Consider the following 24,206-nt stretch of genomic DNA (forward strand, 5'->3'; position numbering starts at 1 on the left):
CTCGAAGTGACAGCCTTCCCTCACTCCGAGGACCCTCTTGTCCGGTCGTTTCTCCCCCCGGCCCGCCCCCGCCCCCGGGACGGGCTCCGCCCCGCTGCCCGGCGCGCCGTCCGCCTCCGCCCAACCGGGCAGCGGGATCCGGCGCTGGCGGCCGCCCGGACCGCTGGACCTGGGCCTGGTGCTGGGAGTCCTGCGCCGCGGGCCGGGCGATCCGACGTTCCGGACGGCGGCCGACGGCGCCGTATGGCGGACCGCCCGCACCCCCGAGGGCCCGGGGACCCTGCGGGTCGCCGCCTGCGGCGGAGGAGAGGTCGAGGCCCATGCGTGGGGCCCGGGCGCCGCATGGCTGCTGGACTCCCTGCCCGCACTCCTCGGTGACGCCGACGAGCCCGAGGCCTTCACCCCGCGCCACCGCCTCGTCGCCCACGCCCGCCACCGCCGCCCCGGGCTGCGCCTCACCCGCACCGGCATGGTCCTGGAATCGCTGATCCCCTCCGTCCTGGAGCAGAAGGTCACCACGGACGAGGCGTACCGAGCCTGGCGGCTGCTGGTGTGCAAATTCGGGGAGCCCGCCCCCGGTCCTGCGGGTCCGATGCCCGGATACGGCGGTCTGTACGTGATCCCCGAGCCCCGCGCCTGGGCCCTCATCCCGTCCTGGGAGTGGCACCGCGCGGGCGTCGACGACAAGCGGGCTTCGACGATCCTGCGCGCCGCCCGGGTCGCCCGCCGTCTGGAGGAGGCGGCTGCGATGGACCCGGAGCGGGCCATGGCCAGGCTGGAGGCCGTACCCGGTATCGGCCCCTGGACCTCCGCCGAAACCGTGCAGCGCAGCAACGGCGCACCGGACGCGGTGACCCTCGGCGATCTCCATCTCCCGAGGATCGTCGGCTGGGCGCTGGCGGGGGACCGGGACGCCGACGACGCGGCGATGCTCGAACTCCTCGCGCCGTACGAGGGCCAGCGCCACCGCGCCGCGCGCTATGTCCTGCTCAGCGGCCGGGTGCCGCCCCGCCGCAAGCCGAAGATGCGGAAGGTCGATATCGGCCTGCTCTGACGGTCCGTGCGGACACCCGGCGCCGCCCCGCCGGCCCGGGCCCATGGACCCGACGGGACCACGCCGACCGACGGGACCACACGGAACACGAAACACGGAAGACGGCACTCGGGCCGAGCGGCCGAGCGGCAGAGCGACCGCGAAGATGTCCGGCCGCCGGGACCCGCTGCCACGCGCGCCCCGGCGCCCCGTCACCGCACGGTGATGAACGCCGAGGCGTCCCGCGGCGGCCGTTCCTTCGGCGCGGCGGCCGCATGCCCCACGGCGACCGCGCCCATGGGGTCCCAGCCTTCCGGCAGCCCGAGGACCTTCCGTACGACATCACGGCAGAACATCGTCGAGGACACCCAGGCCGAGCCGAGTCCCTCACCGGCCAGTGCCACCAGCAGGTTCTGCACCCCGGCACCGGTCGCGACGACGAACATCTCCCGCTCGGCACCGTCCCGCCGGGCGTCGCCGTAGTGATGGGAACCGTCCATCACCAGACAGGGCACGACGAGATACGGAGCCCGGCGCAGCACCTCGCCCCGGCGCACCCGCCGGGCCACGGACTCCTCCGATTTCCCGTCCCGCCGCAGATCCGCGATCCACGCCTCCCGCATGGCGTCCAGCAGCTCCGTACGCGCATCGGCCGACTCCAGCAGCACGAACCGCCAGGGTGTGGTGTGGTGCGGGGCGGGCGCGGTGACCGCCGCGGCGACCGCCCGGCGGACCGCCGCGGGATCCACGGGCGCGTCGGTGAACTCCCGGACCGTACGGCGCCGGGTCACCGCCTCCCGTACCGCCTCGGACGTCCCGAGCCGGAACAGGTCGTCGTCGGCGGCGCGGACCAGGGCCCGCGCACCGTCCGGCCCGGCGTCGTCACCGACGAGACGGCCGAGCCCGCGGACCACGGCGACGGGCCTGCCCGAGGTCTTCCCCTTGACCAGATCACCGGCGGCGGCGAGTTCGTCCGCGACGGCCGTGACCGTGACATTCAGCGGATTGCCGTGTGTGTCCCGGCCGCCGCGCAGATCGTCGAGGACCCGGACCCCGGCCGCACCGATCGCGATATCGGTGAGCCCGTTGCGCCAGGGCCGTCCGGAGGTATCGGTGACGACGACCCCGACGTCGACCCCGAGCGCCGCCCGCAGCCCCGACCGGATCGCCCGCGCGGACGCGTCGGGGTCCTCGGGGAGCAGCAGGACCGTCCCGGCGGGGGTGTTGGAGGCGTCCACCCCGGCGGCGGCCATGACCAGCCCCTGCCGGTTCTCCACGATCCGCAGGCTGCCGCGCCGGGCCACGACCCGTACCGTCTCGGCGTCTATCGCGTCCTCGCGGTCCCCGGCGGGCAGGATCCGCCCCTCCGCCTTGCTGACGACCTTCGAGGTGACGAGGAGGACGTCGCCGTCCCGCAGATCCGGCGCGGCGGCGGCGACCAGCGCGGCGATATCGTCACCCGGGCGCACCTCCGGCAGCCCCTCCAGGGCCCGTACACCGAAAGCGAAGCCGGCCCCGTCCCAGGCCCCGGCCCCGGCCCCGGAAATCGCGGCCTCGGTCTCCCCGCCCCGGGGACCGGCCGGATCGGCCCCGGCGAGGCCCGCCGGCTCCGTCCCCGCCGCCAGGCCTGCCGACCCGGTCTCCGCCCCCGACCCGGCGAGGTCCGCGGCCGTCACGACCGCACCTCCGCGGCCAGCTCCAGCGCCCGGCGGGCCATCTCGGCCGTCGCGTCCGTGTCGGTCATCATCAGCGGTACGGCCCGGCAGCGGATGCCCGCCGCCTCGACCGCCGCCACGGCCTCCCCGTCGACCGTGTCGACCAGCCAGCCGTCGAGCAGCCCGGAGCCGTAGTGCGCGGCGACCGCGGCAGCCGTCGACTCCACGCCCACCGCCGCGAGCACCTTGTCCGCCATCCCGCGCACCGGTGCGCCGCCGACCACGGGGGAGAGGCCGACGACCGGGACCCCGGCCTCCGCGATGGCCTCCCGGATCCCGGGGACGGCCAGGATCGTGCCGATGCTGACCACCGGGTTCGACGGCGGGAAGAGCACGACGTCCGCGGCGGCGATCGCCTCCAGCACCCCCGGTGCGGGCTTCGCCTGCTCGGCCCCGACCGGTACGACCGCCTCAGCGGGCACCGACGCCCGCAGCTTCACCCAGTACTCCTGGAAGTGGATCACCTTGCGCTCGCCGTCGGTCTCGACGGCCACATGGGTCTCCACCCGGTCGTCGGACATCGGCAGCAGCCGCACACCGGGGTTCCAACGGGTACAGAGCGCCTCGGTGACGGCGCTGAGCGGATAACCGGCCGCCAGCATCTGCGTACGGACGATATGGGTGGCGAAGTCGCGGTCGCCCAGGCCGAACCAGCCGGGCCCCACCCCGTACGCGGCAAGCTCCTCCTTGACCCGGAAGCTCTCGTCCGTACGCCCCCAGCCCTGCTCCTCGTTGATGCCGCCGCCGAGCGTGTACATCACGGTGTCGAGGTCGGGGCAGACCTTCAGCCCGAACAGATGGATGTCGTCACCGGTGTTCCCGATCACGGTGATGTCCGCCTCGGGCGCGGCCTGCTTGAGGCCGCGCAGGAAACGGGCGCCGCCGATGCCTCCGGCCAGAACCACAATTCGCATGACCGCAGTCTGTCAGGCGGGTACGACATCCCGGATCGCCGGTGTGCAACGGGAGCCGTGCATCGGCATTTCGGTCAGACCGGGGAAGTAGATGTGCAGGGATACGGCCGGTTCGAGCGTGTCGTTGATCACCTCGTGGGCGTATCCGGGCGCGAAGACGCGGACTTCGCCGGGAACGAGCACCCGCGAGGTCCCACCGCCCTCGTCCCTCCCCGCCCTCGAACCGGCCCCCGCGCCCGAGCCCGTCCCGGAACCGGCCCCCGAGCCCGCGCCCGCCCCGGAACCCGTCCGCGCTCCCGGTGCCGTGCGGGCCGCGGGGGGCGCCGACGGCGCGTCCGTGAGGCGCTCGGTCCGCTCGGTGAGCCGCCCCCGGAGCACCGTCAGCACACCGGACGAAGGCCCGTGGTCATGCGCTCCGGTGCCCTGGCCGGGCACCCAGGACAGCAGCCACACCTCGTACCCGGGACCGGTCCTGATCCGGTGGTACCAGCGGCTGGTGGCGTCGTACTCGACGACCCCCTCCCACAGCGCACGGTCGGCCGCGACCGTACGCGCGAGTCCGACGAAGTCCGCGACGGTGGAGGGGTGTTCGCGCGGCGGCTGAAGAAGATGCTGTACGGAAAGGATGTCGCCGGCGATCTGGAGGTCGCTGTCGTTGTCCATGGTGCTGCGGTGATCCCTCGGCAGGAGAGTCGCCCTCCGTCACGCTGCGCGCGGCGCGGTCGGTGACGGGAGACGACGGAAACAACGGGAAACAACGGAAAGGCATACGGATAAGCGGGGCGGCGCCCGGAGCCTTACGGCTTCAACGGAGCGTCGTCACTGAATTCGGTTCAGTGGCCGCAACAACAACAACGACAGCGGGCCTGCACAGCGCTGCGGAACCCACGGGCGGGGGTCGCGAGGGGCGCGGAGGCTGCTGACATGAGACCCACGGTGACGGGTGTCCCGCTTTGATGTCAACTCGATGACCGGTTTGGCGGAAATCTTTCACCTCATCCGGTTACGGAGCGCGCAGAAAGGTTTATGCAGCGCAAGGGTTGGGACACATCGCGCACGACCCACCCGCTACTACCCCGCTGCCACCCCTTCCCGCCTCCGCCGTGATCCGGCTGTGATCCGGATCGCTTCAGCGGTGCGACCGCAACACGATCGAAGGTGTTGACGTCTTCCCGTTCGAGGGCGGTTGGAGTGTGCGGGACGCCCGTGGAAGCGAGAGATGCGGCAAGTGTCAGATTTTTGCGGATTTGAACACTTTCCGTATACCCTTGGTTCCGCAGAGTGAATACGGGGCTCAATAGCAGATCTCCGCTTGACTGCCCCGGAGCCACACACTTGTAATTTCACTCGTGTCGTTCGGCCGAATCGAGCACGGCAACATCACGGGGACGCCAACAGACGAGGGGCGCACATGACCGAGCTGTTCGAACAACTGCTGGTCGAGGACGCGGACGATGAAATCGGCTGGCAGGAGCGCGCGTTGTGCGCCCAGACCGATCCCGAGTCCTTCTTCCCCGAGAAAGGCGGCTCCACACGTGAGGCGAAAAAAGTCTGCCTGGCGTGCGAAGTCCGTTCGGAATGCCTTGAGTACGCACTGGCGAATGACGAGCGTTTCGGTATCTGGGGCGGTCTCTCGGAACGGGAACGCCGCCGGCTGAAGAAAGCGGCCGTCTGACGCACTCCGGAGCGCCCGCCGCACGCGGGCGCTCCGCCCACCGGAGGTGCTTCCCGGCGGCCCGGGGCGGCCCGGCTGTGATGTGCGGGGTTCTCCGGTGGCCGATCCGCGCTGCTCCGTATCGCAGACACAGGCACAGACGCAGGTAACAGGTACAGGGCCCGGGTGCGGTGCGGCCGGATCAGTGGCCTCCGGGCCCACCTCGCCGACCCGGGCGGCGAACCGTGCCGGGGGCGAACCCTCCTCGACGCGGGCCCGGAGGCCCACGCCCCGTCCGCACCCGGCAGGACGCGGGCCCTGCCCCACGGGCCCTGCCCCACCACGGGCGCAGCACCCACGGGCCCGGAGAACCGGCCGCTGTCCGGACGGGCCTCGCCGTCGGTCGAGGCGCGGGAGACGCCGACGGGTTGTCCACCCCAGGCCCCGGGACCAGGCCACACCGGGAGGCGCCCCGGCCGCCCCGTACCAACTCGCCTTCCCCGGAAGGGAAACCCACCCCGCGACGACCCGTTAATGTGGGGCCCCGTCCCAGACGCTGACGCGCCCCCGCCGCGCGCTCCCGTCCCCGGCCGGAGGGCCCCACCCCCATGTCCGCCCCGCTGCCCGCCACATCCGCCGCGTTCCATACGGCCGATCCCCTGACCTTCCCGCGGCATGTCGTCACCGCCGTCCTCGTCTCGCACGACGGCGCCCGCTGGCTTCCGGAGACCCTCGCCGGGCTCCTCGCCCAGCAGCGGCCCGTACAGAACGTCATCGCCGCGGACACCGGCAGCGCCGACGAATCCGCGCAGCTCCTGACGGAGGCCCTCGGCGCCGACCGGGTGCTCAACCTCGCCCGCCGTACCGGTTTCGGCACCGCGGTCGGGGAGGCGGTACGCACCGCGGGCGTCCTCACCCCGGACGACCTGCCCTATCTCAGACGGCCCAGCGGCTGGGACCCCGCCACCCGGACCTGGCACGACGAGGCGTACGACATGCCGGAGCTGCTGTACGGCGAACCCGTCCAGTGGCTCTGGCTGCTCCACGACGACAGCGCCCCCGAACCGACCGCACTCGCCGAACTCCTCAAGGTCGTCGACGCCGACGGACACGCGGTGATCGTCGGCCCCAAACTCCGCGGCTGGTACGACCGAAGACAACTGCTCGAAGTCGGCGTCTCGATCGCCTACAGCGGCCGCCGCTGGACCGGCCTCGACCGCCGCGAACCGGACCAGGGCCAGCACGACCAGATCAGGACCGTACTGTCGGTCTCGTCCGCGGGCATGCTGATCCGCCGGGACGTCTTCGACGCCCTCGGCGGCTTCGACCGCCGGCTGCCCCTGATGCGGGACGACCTCGACCTGTGCTGGCGCGCCCACCGGGTCGGCCACCGCATCCTGATCGCCCCCGACGCCGTACTGCGGCACGCCGAGGCCGCCACCCGGCAACGCCGTACCGTCGACTGCGCGGGCCGCTCCACGGCCTCCCCGCACCGTGTCGCGAAGGCGGGCGCGGTCCACACCCTGCTGACCAACACCCATGCCGCGGCACTGCCCCTGGTCCTGCTGAGGATCGCCGTCGGCACGCTCGTCCGCACCCTCGCCTATCTCGTCGGCAAGGCCCCCCGCCACGCCGCCGACGAGGTCGCCGGACTGCTGTCCGTACTGCTCCGTCCCGGCCGGGTGGTCTCCGGCCGGATTGCCCGCCGCCGGGCGCGGGCAGCCGCCGCCGGAGCCGTCGTCGAGGCGCCCGAACTGCGCCCCCTGTTCCCCCCGGCGGGCGCGACCGTCAAAGCCGGCTTCGAACGGGTGATGGGCCGCCTCAGCCGCTCCCGCCCCGACACCACCACCCCCGTTCCCGGGCGCGCCCCCGAGGGCGACGATGCGGAGCCTCCTGAAGCCGGACGCTTCCCCCGCCTGCGGAAACTCGCGCTGAGGCCCGCGCCCGCCCTCTTCACCGTCCTGGTCCTGGTCACCCTTGTCGCCTGCCGAGGCCTGTTCGCCCCCGGCGCGCTCGCGGGGGGAGCGCTGCTGCCCGCGCCCGGCGATGTGCCGGGGCTGTGGGACCGGTACGCGGACCAGTGGCAGCCCCTGGGCACCGGCGGCACCCCGACCGCACCGCCCTACCTCGGCATCCTCGCCGGTCTCGCCGCGCTCCTGTTCGGCTCGACCGGCCTCGCCGTGACGGTGCTCCTGGTCTGCTCGGTGCCGCTGGCCGGTCTGACCGCGTACCTCGCCGCCCGCCCCCTCATCCCGTCCCGGCTGCTGAGGGCCTGGGGGAGCCTGCTGTACGCACTCCTGCCCGCCACGACCGGAGCCCTGGCCTCCGGTCGGATCGGCACCTCGGTTCTGGCGGTCCTGCTGCCCCTGGCCGCCCGTGCGGCCGTCACCGCGCACGGCCTCGACCGCGCTCCTGCGGCCGCGCAAGCTCTCGACCGCCCTCCCGTGGCCGCCGGACCCCGGAGCCGTACCCGCCGATCCCGGCTCTTCGCTGCCGTCCCGGGCTCGGGCCGCCGTCCCTCACCGCCGGCCGCCCAGCACGGCACCGGGACCGGCCCGGGACACGGCACCGGACACAGCACGGGAACCGGTTCCGGACACAGCACCGGCGGTTGGCCTGCCACCTGGACGTACGCTCTGCTGCTCACCGCCCTCACCGCGTTCACCCCGGTCCTCTGGCCGCTCGCGGTCGTCCTCGGCGCGGGGGCGCTCGCCGCCCGCCGCGCCGACCTCGCGACGGCCTGGCCCCGGTTCGCGGCCGCGGTCCTCACCCCCGTCGTCCTGCTCGCGCCCTGGTCGCTGACCCTGCTGACCGAACCGTCCGCCGTGCTCCGGGAAGCGGGGCTCGACCTCGGCGACGGCCGGGCGACCGCGCTCGGCCTCCTCACGCTGAGCCCCGGCGGACCCGAGGCCGGCGGCAGCGTCCTGCTGGCCGGTCTGGTGCTCGCCGCGCTGGCGGCCCTGATCCGCGAAGGGCGCCGGCTCGCGATCCGTACCGCCTGGACGGTGGCCCTGGCCGGATTCACCCTCGCGGCATTCGTCAACGGCTCGGCCTGGGCGGGCCCCGCGACCCTGGTGTACGGCGCCGGGCTGATCGCCGCGGCCTGCCTCGGCGCCGAACTCGGCCGTACCCGGGTCTCCGCCCGTGACTTCGGCTGGCGGCAGCCCCTCGCCGTACTGATCGCCGTCCTCACCGCACTCGCCCCGGTGCAGCTCGCCGTGGCCTGGACGATCGGCGGCGCGGACGGGCCGCTGGAGCGGCGGGACCCCGTGCAGGTCCCCGCGTTCGTGGCCGAGGAGAGCGGGACCAGCGACCGGCCGCGGACCCTCGTACTGGGCGGTACGTCCCCGGGGCGGATCCCGTACGCCCTGGTACGGGGAGCGGGCGCCCGGCTCGGCGACGCCGAACTCGCCCGCGCGACGGACGACGACCCCCGCCTGGACCGGGTCGTGGCCCGCCTCGTCGCGGGCTCCGGCGCCGACCAGGCCACCGAACTGAGCGGCTACGCCATCCGTTATGTCCTGGTACGGGATGGAGCGCCCGCGCGGCTGTCCCGGGTCCTCGACACCACCCCGGGGCTGACCAGGCTCAGCCGGATCGGCGGCAGCGCGCTGTGGGGGGTGGACCGCCAGGTCGCCCGGGTCACCGTCCTGGACGGGACGGCCGATCCGCTGCCCGTGCCCTCGGGCCCGGTGGAGGTGCGGGCCGCGGTCCCGGCGGGCGGACCGGACCGGATCCTGCGCCTGGCCGACCGTACCGACGCCAACTGGCGGGCCACCCTGGACGGCCGCACCCTGCCGAAGCGGAGCGTCGACGGCTGGGCCCAGGGGTTCGAACTCCCCGCCGATGGCGGCACCCTGGTCGTCACGTACAAGCAGTCCACCGCGCACACCGTATGGCTCAGGACCCGGCACGCACTGCTGCTCGTCCTGGTCGTACTGGCGCTGCCCGGCAGGCGGGGGCGGAGCGACGACGACCTGCCCGACGAGCCGCTGACCGTGCCCGGACCCGTCGTACCGCGCCAACGGCCGGACGGTACGGCGACGGACGGGCCGCCCGGGACGACCGGGCCCGTCCCCGTCCCGGTCCCCGACGCCGTACCGAATCCCCCCTCTCCCCCCTCTCCGCCCACCGCACCGTCCGCACACCGGTCTCCGCTCACGGAACCGGCAGGAACCCATCCCCGGCGTGCGGTCGCGGCCCCGCCGTCCGACCGTGCAACGGGCTTCGGCCCGGACTCCACCCCGGAACCGGCCAACGGCCCCGGGCCCGGCCCTGGCGACGGCCCCGGCCCCGGCGGCGACGGGCCCGCCGCACGCGGCCCGCGGTCGGCCGGCGCCACCGCCCCACGCCACCCCGACCACGCGACCCGAGGCGAGTCCGAGTGAAGCGCACGACCCAGTCCCTGCTCGCCGCCGTCGCCGCGCTCACGGCGATCACCGGACTCGCCGCCCTGACCGCCCCCGGAGCCGGGGAGGGCGGCGCCGGGGCGAAGGCCCCCGTCCGTATGCCGGTCGAGCGGTCCATCCTGCTCTGCCCCTCGGCGGGCACCTCCGAAGCGGCCGGAACGCTCTACACCTCCTTCACCCCGACGGCACCCGCGGCACCTGCGCCCCCGGCTGCCGCCGCGCCCCCGGGTGGACCCAGTGGACCTGGTGGACCCGGGGAATCCGCCGGCCCGTCCGGCAAGCCCGTACCCGCCCCCGTACCCGCCGCGGGCATCGCGGAACTCCGGCCCGCGGGCGCCCCGGTCCCCGCCCCGGAAGGAACGGCGAAGAGCCCGAAGCCCCGGCAGCCCCGGCCCGGGGGAGCGGACGGCGGCCCCCGCGATGCCGCACCGGGTGCCGGACCCCCGCCCCTGCTCACGGCCGGGAAGCCCGGTGCACCGGTCGCCGTCCGCGCGGGCCGCGGCGAAGCACCGGCGCTCGTCGGCACGGCCACGGCCGCGCTGGCCCCCGGCTGGACCGCCCAGCAGACCACCGTCCTCCCGGCCGGCCCGGCCCGCGGCCTCCTCGGCACCACCTGCACCGCGCCCGATACGGGCTTCTGGTTCCCCGGCGTCTCCACCGCCAAGGGACGCCAGGACTACCTCCACCTCACCAACCCCGACGACACCCCGGCCGTCGCCGATATCGAGATCCACGGCCCCGACGGGCAGGCACCCAGCAGCGTCCCCGACGGAATCCCGATCCCCGCGGGCACGGGCATCCCGGTGCTGCTGTCCACCGTGACCCCCGCGGAACTGGCCGACGCCACTCTCCGGGTGACGATCCGTACGGGACGGGTCGGCGCGGTCGTCCGGGCCGCCGAGGACACCGTCGGCAGCGACTGGCTGGCCGCGTCCGCCGAGGCGTCGGCCACCGCGGTCCTGCCCGGCATCCCCGCCGACGCCACCTCCGTGCGTCTGGTCGCCTTCGCCCCCGGCGAATCCGACGCCGAGCTGAAGATCCGGCTCTCGGGCCCCCGCGGAACGATCGTCCCCGCCGGACACGAGTCCGTACGAGTCAAGGCGGGGACGGTGGCGAGCGTCGATCTGAAGGGCGTCACCAGGGGCGAAGCGGGCTCCCTCCTGCTCGACCCGGCCGAGCCGGACCGTCCCACCCCGGTCGTGGCCGCGCTCCGGGTCGTCCGCGGCACCGGCACGTCACAGGAGGTGGCCTACATCCCGGCCGCCGGGCCCGTCGGCGACCGCGCGAGCACCGCCGACAACCGGTCCACCGGCACCACCCTGACCCTCGCCGCACCCACTCGCGCGGCTCGCGTACGGGTCGCCGTGTCACCACCGGGAACGGTGGGCGCCGCGCCGTCCGTACGCATGTACACCATCGCCGCCGGGACCACCCTGGCCGTCGTCCCGACCGCACCGGGCGGACCGAAGAGCACCTACGCCCTCACCGTGGAGACCGTGTCGGGCGGCCCGGTCCACGCGGCACGAACCCTTGCCCCGCCACTCGGCCCGGTACGGATGTTCACGGTCCAGACGCTCTCCGACGACCGGTCGACGGTGCCGGTCCCCGAAGCGGAACGGGATCTGTCCGTCCTGGACGACTGACACCCGGCAATCCTTGAACGCCCGGCCACCCTCGGCGGGACGGCCCGCGCAGCCCGGTCCGGCTACTGCTGGTCGGGGGAGCGCAGGACCCGCAGGTGCCCGCGGCGGGCGACCTCCATCGGGTCGGCCGCGCGCCGGGCCGCATGCCCCTCGGCCGCCGCCCGCCCCTGCGGCCGCGCCGCCTCGCGTACGGCATTGGCGAGAGCTTCGAGATCGTCACCGCTGGGCCGGGCCGGGGCCGAGCCGTCGGTGAGGCGTACGACCTCCCAGCCGCGGGGTGCGGTCAACCGCTCGCTGTGCTCGGCGCACAGGTCGTAGCAGTGGGGTTCGGCGTAGGTGGCGAGCGGACCGAGGACCGCGGTCGAATCGGCATAGACGTACGTCAGTGTCGCGACGGCAGGGCGGCCGCACGCAGTGCGCGAACATCGACGTACAGGGCTCACGAGGTTGGACGGTACCGCACTCTTGAACGGGCTGCGACGACTCTCCATCAGCTCACTCCACCGTGTCGTGATGCGAACCGGGTTTCGGGAGATCCGGAGAGACCCCTTCTGACCTGCAATGAAGGGTCCACGAGCGGCGTTGTGACGGCAGGTGAACCGGTCATGACGTGACGTAAATCAGGTCATTCACGCAGGGACCGATGATCGTCGGCGGGTACGCAACCGACGTCAAGCGCCGTCGGAACGGTCATTTACTGACAATCCCGCCATCAGCTCTTCCGTCCCGTGAACTCCGGCCGAGGCGCGCCCTACTCGCTGTCACCGCCCCGCCCCCGACGCCCACCTACCGCTGTCCGCAACGGGTTTGGCCCGCTCCTTCCTTCCGCCCGTCTCCTCCGGCCGCCCGCCTTCCCTGTGTTGGGCCCGGCCCTTCCGTCCCTACCCGCACCCATCCTCTTGCATCCCGTCACATCCGCCCCTCCTTCCTCCGCTCTTCGATCTCCGTCGTGCCCCTCCTTTCCTCCCCTCCCCGCGCAGGCCCGGACGGGCCCTGCCCCGGTGCCCCGCCGTGCCCGGTCGCGGTGCTTCCCGGCGCCACCACCGCCCGCCCGCCACCGCCCCATCCGCCCCGAGCCCCTCCCCGCCCCATCCGCCCCGGGCGGAACCCGCGACTCCCGGCTTCCTGTCCACCTCCTTTCGCAGCCCGCCGTTCCGGGCGGCCCCACACCTCCGGAAGCGTCGTCCCTGCCGCTTCGGGAGGCCCGGGAGAGCTACCCTGCGTGAGTGATGGACAGTTCCGTACCTCCGCTCCCGGGGGAGCCCCGTCCTGTCGGGCCACCCACGGAGCCGGACCAGGGTGCCGGCCCCGAACCCGCCGCCTCCGGCCCCGCAGCCGGCCCGGAACCCCCCACCGGCCCGGGGCAGGAACCGGAGGGCGAGCCGAGGCCCCGCCGCCGCGACCGCCACGGCCGGGGGATGCGCGGCCCCGTCGCCCCACCCCAGGTCCCCCTCTCGGTCAGCCGGTCGGACTCCTTCCGCGATCTGGTGCGCGATTCCGTCGAACGCCTGGAACGACGCCTTCCGCAACTGGCCGACGTCGACTTCGTGGTCCAGGAGGTCCCGGTCCTGGGGCCCACCGACGACCTCGGCACCGGAGTACCCCTCGGCGGCACCCTCCCCGAGGGGAAGGACGAGCCCGCGCGCGTCGTGATCTACCGCCGCCCGGTCGAGGTCCGGACCAAGAACCGCGAAGAGCGTGCGCTGCTGGTCCACGAGGTTGTCGTGGAGCAAGTGGCGGAACTTCTGGGGCTGGCGCCCGAATCAGTGGACCCGCGGTACGGCCAGGACTGACGTACCCGGATAATTTGCTCCGACCACCACACAGACCCGAGGGAAGGCTGGCCCCGTGGCTGCTGCTGATCTGTCCCGGATCGTAAAGGCGTACGACGTCCGTGGCGTGGTGCCGGACCAGTGGGACGAGGCACTCGCCGAACTCTTCGGCGCGGCCTTCGTCCAGGTCACATCGGCCGACGCCATCGTCGTCGGACACGATATGCGACCCTCGTCGCCCGGACTCTCGGGCGCTTTCGCCCGCGGCGCGGCGGCCCGCGGCGCCGACGTCACGCTGATCGGACTCTGCTCCACCGACCAGTTGTACTTCGCCTCCGGCCACCTCGGCCTCCCCGGCGCCATGTTCACCGCCTCCCACAACCCCGCCCAGTACAACGGCATCAAGATGTGCCGCGCCGGAGCGGCACCGGTCGGCCAGGACACCGGCCTCGCCGATATCCGGGCCCTGGTGGAGCAGTGGGCCGAAGAGGGCGCCCCCGCGCCGGCCGCCGAACCCGGCACCGTCACCGAACGGGACACACTGGAGGAGTACGCGGCACATCTGCTCTCCCTCGTCGACCTCTCCGCCATGCGCCCGCTGAAGGTCGTCGTCGACGCGGGCAACGGCATGGGCGGCCACACCGTCCCCACCGTCTTCGCATCCCTGCCGCTCACCCTCGTGCCGATGTACTTCGAACTCGACGGCACCTTCCCCAACCACGAGGCCAACCCGCTGGACCCGGCGAACATCGTCGACCTCCAGGAGCGGGTGCGCGCCGAGAACGCCGACCTCGGTCTCGCCTTCGACGGCGACGCCGACCGCTGTTTCGTCGTCGACGAGCGCGGCGAAGGGATCTCACCCTCCGCGATCACCGCCCTGGTCGCAGCCCGGGAGCTGGCCAAGCACCCCGGTGGCACGGTCATCCACAATCTGATCACCTCCTGGTCGGTTCCCGAGGTCGTCCGCGAGAACGGCGGCACCCCCGTGCGTACCCGAGTGGGGCACTCCTTCATCAAGCAGGAGATGGCCCGCACGGGCGCGATCTTCGGCGGCGAACACTCGGCGCACTACTACTTCCGTGATTTCTGGAACGCCGATACGGGCATGCTCGCCGCGCTCCACGTCCTTGCCGCCCTCGGCTCCCAGCCCGCTCCGCTGTCGGAACTCGTCGCCCAGTACGACCGCTACACCGGCTCCGGCGAGATCAACTCCACCGTCGAGGACCAGGCCGCCGCCACCGCCGAGGTGCGCGCCGCCTTCGAGTCGGTGCCCGACGCCACGATCGACACCCTCGACGGCCTGACGGTCACAACCCCCGACTGGTGGTTCAACCTCCGCCCCTCCAACACCGAGCCCCTGCTCCGCCTCAACGTCGAGGCCAAGGACTCCGCCACTCTCACCAAGGTCCGCGACGAGGTCCTCGCCCTGATCCGCCGCTCCTGACCTCTGCATACCCTCCGGACCCCGGCGGCAGCCGTCCGCCGGGGTCTTTAGCCCGATGGTGTGGACCTGGAGCATCCGGGAACTCTCCCGCACCGGGCCGCCCAGCAGCCCCGATCCGGCACCCCGCCCAACCCGGCCCCGGGGCGCGCGCCCCGCACCAGCCACGGCGGCCCCCGGAGTCCCGCCCCGCACCAGCCACGCCCCCGGGACACGGCCTTGGACCGGCCCCGGTTCTCCACCGCCCACCGGCCCCGCGCCCTGCCATCCCCTCGGCCCCGCGCCCGCCCCACCACCGCGCATCCGCGCCGCATCGCCCGGCCGCAGGGCCTGCCCGGCGGATCCTGCCGGACCGGCACCCCCTGCCACCGCCCCCCGACCCCGGCGGCCCGGCCGCGGATACCACCCGGCGCAACCACCCCACCCGTACCTCTCCCCACCCCAGAACGCGCCGCCCCCCTCCCCCCGGCGGTACGCTGACGTGGCCCGATCGACCGACCGCCCCGCGTTCCCGGACGACCGGACGTCACGACCCGGGCCACCCCCGGACCACGACCGCGACGGCACGTCACCACGACGCATCGGAGCACCGGCCGTGACGACCGACGACCGCGCCGCCCAGGGACCCCCGGCACCACGGCCGGCCGGGCCGCCCGCCGCCGCCGCGGCACCGCCGACCCCTGAAGGGACCCACCTCATGCCGCTCGAAGCCGGCCTCCTCTCCATCCTTGCCTGCCCGGCCTGCCACAGCGCCCTGAAGGACCGGTCCGAGGCCGACACCCCCGAGCTGATCTGCACCGGTACGGAGTGCGGTCTCGCGTACCCCGTACGCGACGGCATCCCCGTCCTCCTCGTCGACGAGGCCCGCCGCCCCGCCTGACGGCACCCCGCGCCCGCGACCACACCCCCGCAAGGGCCTCATCCGAAACGGGCCCTCAACCCAACCGGCGAATCGGAGGCCCCGCCCCATGCTCGACGAGTCGCTCCTCGACGACCCGGAAGCCCTTGCCCGTGCCGACCGCCGAGGCCTGCTCCGGGGCGCCGCCGGAGCAGGCGCCCGGGTACGGACGGCCGCCCGGCACGCCGCCGAAGCGGGCATCGCCGAGCTGAAGCCGGACGGCCGCCCCCGCGCCGTCCTCGTCGCCGGCGCGGGCACCGCGGCCACCGGGGTCGCCGACCTCATCGGCGCACTCGCCGGCGCGAGTGCCCCCGTCATCCGCCTTCACCCCACCGGCGTCGCCCCGGCCGCAGGCGCCCTGCGCTGGGCCCTCCCCGGCTGGGCGGGCTCCCTCGACCTCCTGCTCCTCACCACCACCGACGGCGGAGAACCCGGCCTCGACCTCCTCGCCGAGCAGGCGTACCGCCGCGGCTGCACCATCGTCGCCGTCACCCCCCAGCGCTCCCCGCTGGCCGAAGGCGTCGGCGGCCGCCACGGCCTCGTCGTCCCCCTGGCCACCCCGCCGTACGAGGTGTACGAGGGCTCCGAAGAGGCCGTCCCGGCCGGCCCCGGCGCCCTCTGGGCCCTGTTCACCCCCCTCCTCGCACTCCTCGACCGCATCGGACTCCTCGAAGCACCCCCGGAGGCCCTCGCCCGCGTCGCCGACCGCCTCGACCGCACGGCCGAGCGGTGCGGCCCCACCATCGCCACCTACAGCAACCCGGCCAAAACCCTGGCCGCGGAACTGGCCGACAGCCTCCCCCTGATCTGGACCGAAGGCACGGGCGCCGCCCCCGCCGGCCGCCGCTTCGCCGCCGTCCTCGCCGAACTCGCCGGCCGCCCCGCCTTCGCCGCCGAACTCCCCGAGGCACTGCCCGCCCACGGAGTCCTGCTCGCCGGGGACTTCGCGGCCGGCGCCGATCCGGACGACTTCTTCCGCGACCGGGTGGAAGAGCAGCAGGCGCTGCGCGCCCGGGTCGTCCTGCTCCGCGACCGGCCCGCAGGAGGCCTCACCGCCGCCCCGGCCGCCCGCGAACTCGCCCTCGGCCACGACACGGCCATCAGCGAACTGGAACCGGACGAAGGCAGCGAACTGGAATCCCTCGCGGAACTGCTCACCGTCACCGACTTCGCCGCCGTCTACCTCGCCCTGGCCACCCCGGCAACCCCCTCCTGAACCACCAGCACCACCAACCCTCAACCGCACCACCCCGGCCGAAGGAGACCTGCCGCCGAATGGACCGCCTCACCAACACCATCCGCCCATACGCCTGGGGCTCCACCACCGCCATCCCAAAGCTCCTCGGCGTCCACCCCACCGGCGAACCCCAGGCGGAGATGTGGTTCGGCGCTCACCCCGGCGCACCCTCCCACCTCGAACGCGGCCCCCTCGACACGGTCATCGCCGCCGACCCCGTACGCGAACTCGGCGCCACCACCGTCCGCCGCCACGGCCCCCACCTCCCCTTCCTCCTCAAACTCCTCGCCGCAGGCACCCCCGTCTCCCTCCAGGTCCACCCCGATCTGGACCAGGCCAAGACCGGACACGCCGCCGAGGAACGCGCCGGCATCCCCTTCACCGCCCCCCACCGCAACTACAAGGACACCAACCACAAGCCGGAACTGATCTGCGCCCTCACCCCCTTCGACGGACTCTGCGGCTTCCGCCGGCCGGCCGAGACCGCCGACCTGATCACCGGCCTCGGCGTCGACTCCCTCAAGCCGTATGCCGACCTCCTCCGCGCCCACCCCGAAGAAGCAGCCCTGCGCGAGGTCCTCACCGCCGTCCTCACCGCCGACCGCACCGCGATCGCCGAGACCGTCACCGAGACCGCCGCCGCCGCGGCCCGTATCGGCGGCGCCTACACCGTCTACGCGGACATCGCCCGCCACTACCCCGGCGACCCCGGCGTCATCGCCGCGATGCTCCTCAACCACGTACAGCTCCAGCCCGGCGAGGCCATCTACCTCGGCGCGGGCGTCCCGCACACCTATCTCCGCGGCCTCGGCGTCGAGATCATGGCCAACTCCGACAACGTCCTGCGCTGCGGACTCACCCCCAAGCACGTCGACGTACCCGAACTGCTCCGCGTCGTCCGCTTCGCCCCCACCGACGCCGCGGTCCTGCGCCCCGAGGCCGACGCGGACGGCGCGGAGGTGTACGAGACGCCCGCCGCCGAGTTCCGGCTCTCCCGCCACCTCCTCGCCCCCGACGCCACACTCCGCGACCTCACCTCCCCCGGCCCGCAGATCCTCCTCTGCACCTCCGGCCGCGCCACCGTGGGCGAACTGACGCTCGGACCCGGCGATTCCGTGTTCGTACCGGCAGGGGAGAAGACGGAGATCTCGGGCGCCGACGGCGGCTCCGGGACCCTCTTCCGGGCCACGGTGCCCGACTGACCCGCCCTCCCCGGCCACTGCTGCAACAATGGCGCCCCTCAGTCATCGGGTGACTACCGAACGGCAGTGGCGCCGGTACGCGGACCCCGGCTCCGGCCGAACCCGCCCCGGGCCCGGGGCGCGCCCGACGGGACCAGCAGGACCGACAGGACCAAGGGGACACTCGAACATGAGCGCGTCAGGCGGAACCAAGGCGATCGTGGCTGCCCTCACCGCCAACCTCGCCATCGCCGCGGCCAAATTCGTCGCGTTCCTCTTCAGCGGCTCGTCGTCGATGCTCGCCGAGAGCGTCCACTCCCTCGCCGACTCCGGCAACCAGGGACTCCTCCTCCTCGGCGGCCGCCGCGCCCGCCGCGCGGCCACCCCCCAGCACCCCTTCGGCTACGGCCGCGAACGCTATATCTACGCCTTCCTCGTCTCCATCGTGCTCTTCTCCGTCGGCGGCATGTTCGCCCTCTACGAGGGCTACGAGAAGATCAGGAACCCACACCCCATCGAAGCCTGGTATTGGCCCGTCGGCGTCCTCGTCTTCGCGATCGCCGCCGAAACCATCTCCTTCCGTACCGCGATCAAGGAATCCAACCCCCTGCGCGGCGGCCGCTCCTGGCGCGAGTTCGTCCGCCACGCCAAGGCACCCGAACTCCCCGTCGTCCTCCTCGAAGACCTCGGCGCCCTCGTCGGTCTGATCCTCGCCCTCGCCGGCGTCAGCCTCGCCCTCGCCACCGGCGACGGCGTCTGGGACGGTATCGGCACCCTCTGCATCGGCACCCTCCTCATCCTCATCGCCCTCGTCCTCGCCGCCGAGACCAAATCCCTCCTCCTCGGCGAGGCCGCAACCGCCGACGACGAACGGAAGATCGAAGCCGCCGTCGTCGACAACACCACCGTCACCCGCCTCATCCATATGCGCACCCTCCACCTCGGCCCCGAAGAACTGCTGGTCGCCGCCAAGATCGCGGTACGCCACGACAACACCGCCACCGAAGTCGCCACGGCCATCAACGCCGTGGAAGAACGCATCCGCGCCGCCGTCCCCATCGCCCGGGTGATCTACCTCGAACCCGATATCTACAGCGCGACGGCCGCGGCCACCGGCACCGACCCCGCCCGGCCGGCCGCCACCCCCTGACCGTCCCTGCCCGCAGGTATCCGGTCATTCCGCCCGCCCCCGACCAGCGACGTGTCCCGATCACGCCCCTGTGCGGGCTGGGGCCGCCCCGGGGGATCGGTGTAGATTCGGAACGAGAGTCAGACGTCGCTGCTGATGGCGGTCGGGCGGTCCCCAGCGGACCGGCCGAGGGAGAGAGGGCCTCCGACGACTGCGCCGCGAGCGGCCCGGGCATCCCTGTGTCCACCGCCGCGGAGCCAGCCGTGCCCACCCTCGACCTCCACTGAGGAGCAGTCCCGCATGACGACAGTCACCACCGGCCACGACTTCAAGGTCGCCGACCTCTCCCTCGCCGAGTTCGGCCGCAAGGAGATCAGCCTCGCCGAGCACGAGATGCCCGGCCTGATGGCCATCCGCTCCGAGTACGCCGCCCAGCAGCCGCTCGCCGGCGCCCGGATCACCGGCTCCCTGCATATGACGGTCCAGACCGCCGTCCTCATCGAGACCCTCGTCGCCCTCGGCGCCCGGGTCCGTTGGGCGTCCTGCAATATCTTCTCCACCCAGGACCACGCCGCCGCGGCCATCGCCGTCGGCCCCGAGGGCACCCCCGACAACCCCCGCGGCATCCCCGTCTTCGCCTGGAAGGGCGAAACCCTCGAAGAGTACTGGTGGTGCACCGAGCAGGCCCTGACCTGGCCCGACTCGCCCACCGGCGGCCCGAACATGATCCTCGACGACGGTGGCGACGCCACCCTCCTCGTCCACAAGGGCGTCGAGTTCGAGAAGGCCGGCGAGGCCCCCGACCCCGCCACGGCGGACAGCGAGGAGTACGGCTACATCCTCACGCTCCTCAACCGCACCCTCGGCGAGAACCCGCAGAAGTGGACCCGGCTGGCGTCCGAGATCCGCGGCGTCACCGAAGAGACCACCACCGGCGTCCACCGGCTGTACGAGATGCACCGCGACGGCACCCTCCTCTTCCCGGCGATCAACGTCAACGACGCCGTCACCAAGTCGAAGTTCGACAACAAGTACGGCTGCCGCCACTCCCTCGTCGACGGCATCAACCGCGCCACCGACGTCCTCATCGGCGGCAAGGTCGCCGTCGTCTGCGGTTACGGCGACGTCGGCAAGGGCTGCGCCGAATCCCTCCGCGGCCAGGGCGCCCGGGTGATCATCACCGAGATCGACCCCATCTGCGCCCTCCAGGCGGCGATGGACGGTTTCCAGGTCACCACCCTCGACGAGGTCGTGGGCCTGGCCGACATCTTCATCACCACCACCGGCAACAAGGACATCATCATGGCCACCGACATGGCCAAGATGAAGCACCAGGCCATCGTCGGAAACATCGGCCACTTCGACAACGAGATCGACATGGCCGGCCTGGCCCACATCCCCGGCATCGTCAAGGACGAGGTCAAGCCGCAGGTCCACACCTGGACCTTCCCCGACGGCAAGAAGATCATCGTGCTCTCCGAGGGACGCCTGCTCAACCTGGGCAACGCGACGGGCCACCCGTCCTTCGTGATGTCCAACAGCTTCGCCGACCAGACCCTCGCCCAGATCGAACTCTTCACCAAGCCCGAGGAGTACCCGACCGACGTCTACGTGCTGCCCAAGCACCTCGACGAGAAGGTCGCCCGTCTCCACCTCGGCTCCCTCGGCGTCAAGCTCACCACGCTCCGCCCCGAGCAGGCCGCCTACATCGGCGTCGACGTCGAAGGCCCCTTCAAGCCCGACCACTACCGCTACTGACGGTCCGGGCCCTCACGGCCCGCGCCCCGGGCAGCACCCCGGCACCGGGCCCGCCCGCACTCCGCGGACGGGCCCGGCACCGAACAGGCCCCCGGGGCCCGCGGACCATCCGGGGCCGACCAGAGGCCCCGGGCACCCGGACCAGAGCGACCTAAGAGCAACAGGCAGGCCCCCGCACCCCCGTGTCGGGGGCCTGCCCGCACCCTCTCCCGCACGCGGCCCGGCCCGCCCCCCACCGGCCGTCACACCGGCAGTCCGCGACACCACCGAGCCACCCCGCACAAGGACCCCGAAGCCCCATGCCCCGCGGCCGCTATTCGCTCCACGATCCGCACGATCACACCCCCCTCGGCGAGGAACACTTCCACTGCGCCACCGGCCCCTCCGGCTGGCGGTATGTCTCCCGCACCACCACCCCCTCCGGCGAACAGAGGGGCTCCGTGGACCTGGCCGTCGACGAACTCGGCCGCCCCATCCGGCTCGAACTCCAGACCGCGAGCTGGCAGGTCCGCGGCGCCGCCATCGACGGCGTCACCTGGGTCCGCACCGACCCCACCGGCACACACGCCGACGAAGGAACAACACGCGCACACGCCTTCACCGGAACCTCCCCCGCCTTCCTCGTGGCCACTGCACGACTGCTGCGTCTCACCCCCGGCTCCCCGGCGACCCGTGTCCGCCTCGTCGCGTTCACGGATCCCGTACTCGCCCCCCTCACCGTCGACCAGTCCTGGGCTCTGCTCGACAGTGAAGCGCACGCCACTGACAACGGCCCCCTCGTTGTGGACGCTTACCAGGTCAACGCCCTGGACACCGGCGAACAGCACACCGTCCACATCGCCGGGGACGTCGTGCTGGCGGCCCCGGGCATCGAACTCGAACAGTTGGACAGTCCGCCCTCGGTCTTCCCCTGACCGCCTGTCGGCATCCACCACCTGCACCGGCTACGCGGGAGGCACGAACCCCGTAGAACGCGTCCCGGCGCCGCCCGGCCCACCCTCGGCTCCGGGCCCGCGCACCCCAGAACGCCCCGATGCCGGCAACGCCCCGGAGTCCACCGGAGGCAGCGGCTCCAGCGCCCACCCGTGTTCAGTACCACCCCGACCGTCATCAGGCACCCCCCACGCCTCCGCCTGATCCCCAACCACACCAGCAGCGGATTCCGTACCGACGCCGGATCCCGCCCCGGACCCGAAGGCCCGCCGGGCGTCCCGGGCCTGCCGCTCCTGCACCACCGCGGCCAGAAAGGCCTCCGGAGGCACCCCCTCCGGAACAACCGCTCCCGTCCGCACGACCAACTCGTCCGCCAGCCCGGCCGCCATCGCCCCGGCCACCGCGGGATCCAGCTGCCCCATCCGCGTCAGGCACTGCCGTACCGCCAGCCACAGTTCGTCCGGCACTCCCGACAGATCAACCTGCCCGAACCGCCCCACCAGCCACGGCGGAGGCGCCGGCACGGCAGCGACCTGCGCCCCCGGCACGCGCTCCCGTACGACGAGCGTGCCCGCGAACACATCCCCCAGCCGCCGCCCCCGCGCCGAAACCAGCGACGCGATCGCCGCAACCACCCCCATCGTCAGCGTGATCTCCACCGCCCCCATCGCCCCACGGACCAGCGCATGACGGAACCGCACGGGCCCGCCGTCGTCCCGTACCACCCGCAGACCACAGGCCAGCTTCCCCAAGGAACGGCCCTTCGTGAGCGTCTCCACGGCGATCGGAGCCCCCACCGGAATCAGCAGGAACACCGCCACCCCCAGCGCCCGGCTCGCCGCCGGATCCAGTGAAGCGGTCGTCAGCGCCAGCCCCACCATCACCACCAGAAACAGACCCCACACCACGACCAGGTCGACGGCCAATGCCAGCGCCCTGCTCGGCAGCTTCGCCGGCTGTATCCCCAGAACGACCGCGTCCCCCGTCACCAGCGCACTCATACCGCCCACCCCTCCCTACTCGGACCGCCCGGCCTGCCCCCGGCGCCCTCAGTCTGCCAAGCTGACCCGAAACGCACTGCGGTAGGAAGCGCCCGCGGCAGTACGCATGGACGCCCCAGCGCCTGGAGCAGCAGCCCAATGGACCTCGACGTCTTCGTGACAGCCCACCGAGCGGAATGGGACAGGCTGGAGCACCTCCTGCGCAGGGGACGCCGCCTCACCGGGGCCGAAGCCGATGAACTGGTCGCCCTCTACCAGCGCACCGCCACTCATCTCTCCCTGATCCGCTCCACCACCCCCGACCCCGCACTCGTCGGGCGCCTCACCCGACTCGTCGCCCGCGCCCGCGCGACGGTCACCGGCACCCGCCGCGCCACCTGGCGCGACGCCTCCCGCTTCCTCACCGCCGGCTTCCCCGCCGCCGTCTACCGCTCCCGCCACTGGTGGATCCCCGCCGCGGTCCTCTCCATCACCACGGCAGCCGTCATCGGCTGGTGGGTCGGCACCCACCCCGAGGTCCAGTCGGCGATCGCCGGCCCGGAGGCACTCCGTGAGATGACCCGCCCGGGCGGCGACTACGAGACGTACTACTCCAGCGACCCCGCGGCGTCCTTCGCCGCCCAGGTCTGGACGAACAACGCCCAGGCAGCCGCGGTCTGCCTGACCCTGGGAGCCTTCCTCGGCATACCCGTGCTCTGGATCCTGCTCCTGAACATGGCCAACCTCGGTGTCGGCATCGGTCTGATGTCCTCGGCCGGCCGCCTCGACGTCTTCCTCGGCCTCGTGCTCCCGCACGGCCTCCTGGAACTGACCGCCGTCTTCATCGCCGCCGGTACGGGGCTGCGCCTCGGCTGGACCGTCGTCGACCCCGGCCCCCTGACCCGCAGGGCCGCTCTCGCGGAGCAGGGCCGAGCCGCCCTCGGCATGGCGATCGGCCTCGCTCTCGTCCTCTTCGTCTCGGGCCTCATCGAAGGCTTCGTCACCCCGTCCGGTCTGCCAACCTGGGCCCGTATCGGCATCGGGATCACGGCCGAGCTGGGATTCCTCGCCTACATCTGCATCCTGGGGCGCCGCGCGGCCCGGGACGGAGAGTACGGAGACCTCGACGAGTCCGACCGCAACGTTCGGGTGCCCATCGCAGCCTGATGTGCATCGGACCCCTCTGAGCTGCTACTGTCCTCACCTGCCCACAAAAACCATTGACATGGCTGGCGTGGGGAGGTAGATTCAAACGGTTGCCTCGGACTGGACACAGCCGAGTGCCGCAGTTAGTCTCTGACTCGCTCTCGACGGGAATAAACTTCCCGCGGAGCCTATCGACTCCTTATTCGGATCGCGAAGGCCGATTAGCTCGGCCGAAATGCTTCTGATAAAGTCGGAACCGCCGAAAGGCAAAGTCGAAAGACAAAAGGCCGCTTCAACAGGCCGCTGGATTCGAAAGTCCGGACCGGAAACGGAACGGGAAAAGGATCTGGTAAGGTTGGAAAC

The 24,206-nt window shown here is 73.0% G+C and carries 18 protein-coding genes; 13 read left to right on the plus strand and 5 right to left on the minus strand.

Going from position 1 to position 24,206, the window contains the following annotated elements:
* The first annotated feature begins 37 nt into the window (after positions 1-37).
* Complete coding sequence (locus ACIQ9E_RS25115) at positions 38-1,054, plus strand: DNA-3-methyladenine glycosylase family protein (protein ID WP_403710581.1); 1,017 nt, start codon at positions 38-40, stop codon at positions 1,052-1,054.
* Between the two features lie 191 nt (positions 1,055-1,245).
* On the opposite strand, the gene ACIQ9E_RS25120 is transcribed toward ACIQ9E_RS25115, so the two are convergent.
* The 3 genes from ACIQ9E_RS25120 to ACIQ9E_RS25130 form a co-directional block, all read right to left on the minus strand.
* The gene (locus ACIQ9E_RS25120; protein ID WP_403710631.1) at positions 1,246-2,580 is read right to left on the minus strand and encodes a coenzyme F420-0:L-glutamate ligase; all 1,335 of its coding nucleotides are present in this window, start codon (positions 2,578-2,580) and stop codon (positions 1,246-1,248) included.
* A 125-nt stretch (positions 2,581-2,705) separates the two neighbouring features.
* Positions 2,706-3,662, minus strand: coding sequence for a 2-phospho-L-lactate transferase (gene cofD, locus ACIQ9E_RS25125; RefSeq protein ID WP_366257872.1), 957 nt, complete (start codon positions 3,660-3,662; stop codon positions 2,706-2,708).
* Between the two features lie 12 nt (positions 3,663-3,674).
* Complete coding sequence (locus ACIQ9E_RS25130) at positions 3,675-4,325, minus strand: cysteine dioxygenase (protein ID WP_403710583.1); 651 nt, start codon at positions 4,323-4,325, stop codon at positions 3,675-3,677.
* 748 nt (positions 4,326-5,073) lie between these two features.
* Between ACIQ9E_RS25130 and ACIQ9E_RS25135 the strand changes: the two genes are divergently transcribed.
* The 3 genes from ACIQ9E_RS25135 to ACIQ9E_RS25145 all read left to right on the plus strand — a co-directional run bounded on the left by ACIQ9E_RS25135 (position 5,074) and on the right by ACIQ9E_RS25145 (position 11,368).
* Positions 5,074-5,337, plus strand: a complete 264-nt coding sequence (locus tag ACIQ9E_RS25135) for a WhiB family transcriptional regulator (protein ID WP_006348971.1) — start codon at positions 5,074-5,076, stop codon at positions 5,335-5,337.
* A 587-nt stretch (positions 5,338-5,924) separates the two neighbouring features.
* On the plus strand, positions 5,925-9,704 hold the full coding sequence (locus tag ACIQ9E_RS25140; protein ID WP_403710585.1) for a glycosyltransferase family 2 protein: 3,780 nt from the start codon (positions 5,925-5,927) through the stop codon (positions 9,702-9,704).
* The gene (locus ACIQ9E_RS25145) at positions 9,701-11,368 is read left to right on the plus strand and encodes a DUF5719 family protein (protein ID WP_403710587.1); all 1,668 of its coding nucleotides are present in this window, start codon (positions 9,701-9,703) and stop codon (positions 11,366-11,368) included. Before ACIQ9E_RS25140 ends, ACIQ9E_RS25145 begins: the two co-directional genes overlap by 4 nt.
* A 62-nt stretch (positions 11,369-11,430) precedes the next feature.
* Here ACIQ9E_RS25145 and ACIQ9E_RS25150 read toward each other — a convergent pair whose 3' ends face one another.
* Positions 11,431-11,859: a DUF3499 domain-containing protein gene (locus ACIQ9E_RS25150; RefSeq protein ID WP_146480310.1), complete on the minus strand. Its 429-nt coding sequence runs from the start codon at positions 11,857-11,859 to the stop codon at positions 11,431-11,433.
* Between the two features lie 738 nt (positions 11,860-12,597).
* On the opposite strand from ACIQ9E_RS25150, the gene ACIQ9E_RS25155 reads away from it, so the two are divergent.
* From ACIQ9E_RS25155 to ACIQ9E_RS25190, 8 genes are all read left to right on the plus strand, one after another.
* Complete coding sequence (locus ACIQ9E_RS25155) at positions 12,598-13,161, plus strand: metallopeptidase family protein (RefSeq protein WP_403710589.1); 564 nt, start codon at positions 12,598-12,600, stop codon at positions 13,159-13,161.
* Between the two features lie 55 nt (positions 13,162-13,216).
* Positions 13,217-14,584 carry a phosphomannomutase/phosphoglucomutase gene (locus ACIQ9E_RS25160; protein WP_403710591.1) on the plus strand — a complete coding sequence of 456 codons (1,368 nt, stop codon included), beginning with the start codon at positions 13,217-13,219 and terminating at the stop codon, positions 14,582-14,584.
* A 694-nt stretch (positions 14,585-15,278) separates the two neighbouring features.
* Positions 15,279-15,461: a Trm112 family protein gene (locus ACIQ9E_RS25165; RefSeq protein WP_403710593.1), complete on the plus strand. Its 183-nt coding sequence runs from the start codon at positions 15,279-15,281 to the stop codon at positions 15,459-15,461.
* Positions 15,462-15,549: 88 nt separating this feature from the next.
* On the plus strand, positions 15,550-16,695 hold the full coding sequence (locus ACIQ9E_RS25170; protein ID WP_403710595.1) for an SIS domain-containing protein: 1,146 nt from the start codon (positions 15,550-15,552) through the stop codon (positions 16,693-16,695).
* A 59-nt stretch (positions 16,696-16,754) separates the two neighbouring features.
* A complete protein-coding gene (manA, locus tag ACIQ9E_RS25175; RefSeq protein WP_403710597.1) occupies positions 16,755-17,918 on the plus strand; it encodes a mannose-6-phosphate isomerase, class I in 1,164 nt (387 codons plus the stop codon).
* Positions 17,919-18,087: 169 nt separating this feature from the next.
* Entirely contained in the window at positions 18,088-19,047 is a 960-nt protein-coding gene (locus tag ACIQ9E_RS25180) for a cation diffusion facilitator family transporter (protein ID WP_403710599.1), read from the plus strand.
* A 279-nt stretch (positions 19,048-19,326) separates the two neighbouring features.
* Complete coding sequence (ahcY, locus tag ACIQ9E_RS25185) at positions 19,327-20,784, plus strand: adenosylhomocysteinase (protein ID WP_403710601.1); 1,458 nt, start codon at positions 19,327-19,329, stop codon at positions 20,782-20,784.
* A gap of 299 nt (positions 20,785-21,083) precedes the next feature.
* The gene (locus ACIQ9E_RS25190) at positions 21,084-21,698 is read left to right on the plus strand and encodes a hypothetical protein (protein WP_403710603.1); all 615 of its coding nucleotides are present in this window, start codon (positions 21,084-21,086) and stop codon (positions 21,696-21,698) included.
* A gap of 30 nt (positions 21,699-21,728) precedes the next feature.
* Here ACIQ9E_RS25190 and ACIQ9E_RS25195 read toward each other — a convergent pair whose 3' ends face one another.
* Positions 21,729-22,718 (minus strand): RDD family protein, encoded by a 990-nt coding sequence (locus tag ACIQ9E_RS25195; protein ID WP_403710605.1) that lies wholly within the window; start codon positions 22,716-22,718, stop codon positions 21,729-21,731.
* Positions 22,719-22,856: 138 nt separating this feature from the next.
* Between ACIQ9E_RS25195 and ACIQ9E_RS25200 the strand changes: the two genes are divergently transcribed.
* Positions 22,857-23,864 carry a stage II sporulation protein M gene (locus ACIQ9E_RS25200; protein ID WP_403710607.1) on the plus strand — a complete coding sequence of 336 codons (1,008 nt, stop codon included), beginning with the start codon at positions 22,857-22,859 and terminating at the stop codon, positions 23,862-23,864.
* Positions 23,865-24,206 lie beyond the last annotated feature (342 nt).

It is taken from the genome of Streptomyces sp. NPDC094448 (assembly GCF_044763775.1).
In the GTDB taxonomy this organism is placed as follows: Bacteria; Actinomycetota; Actinomycetes; order Streptomycetales; family Streptomycetaceae; genus Streptomyces.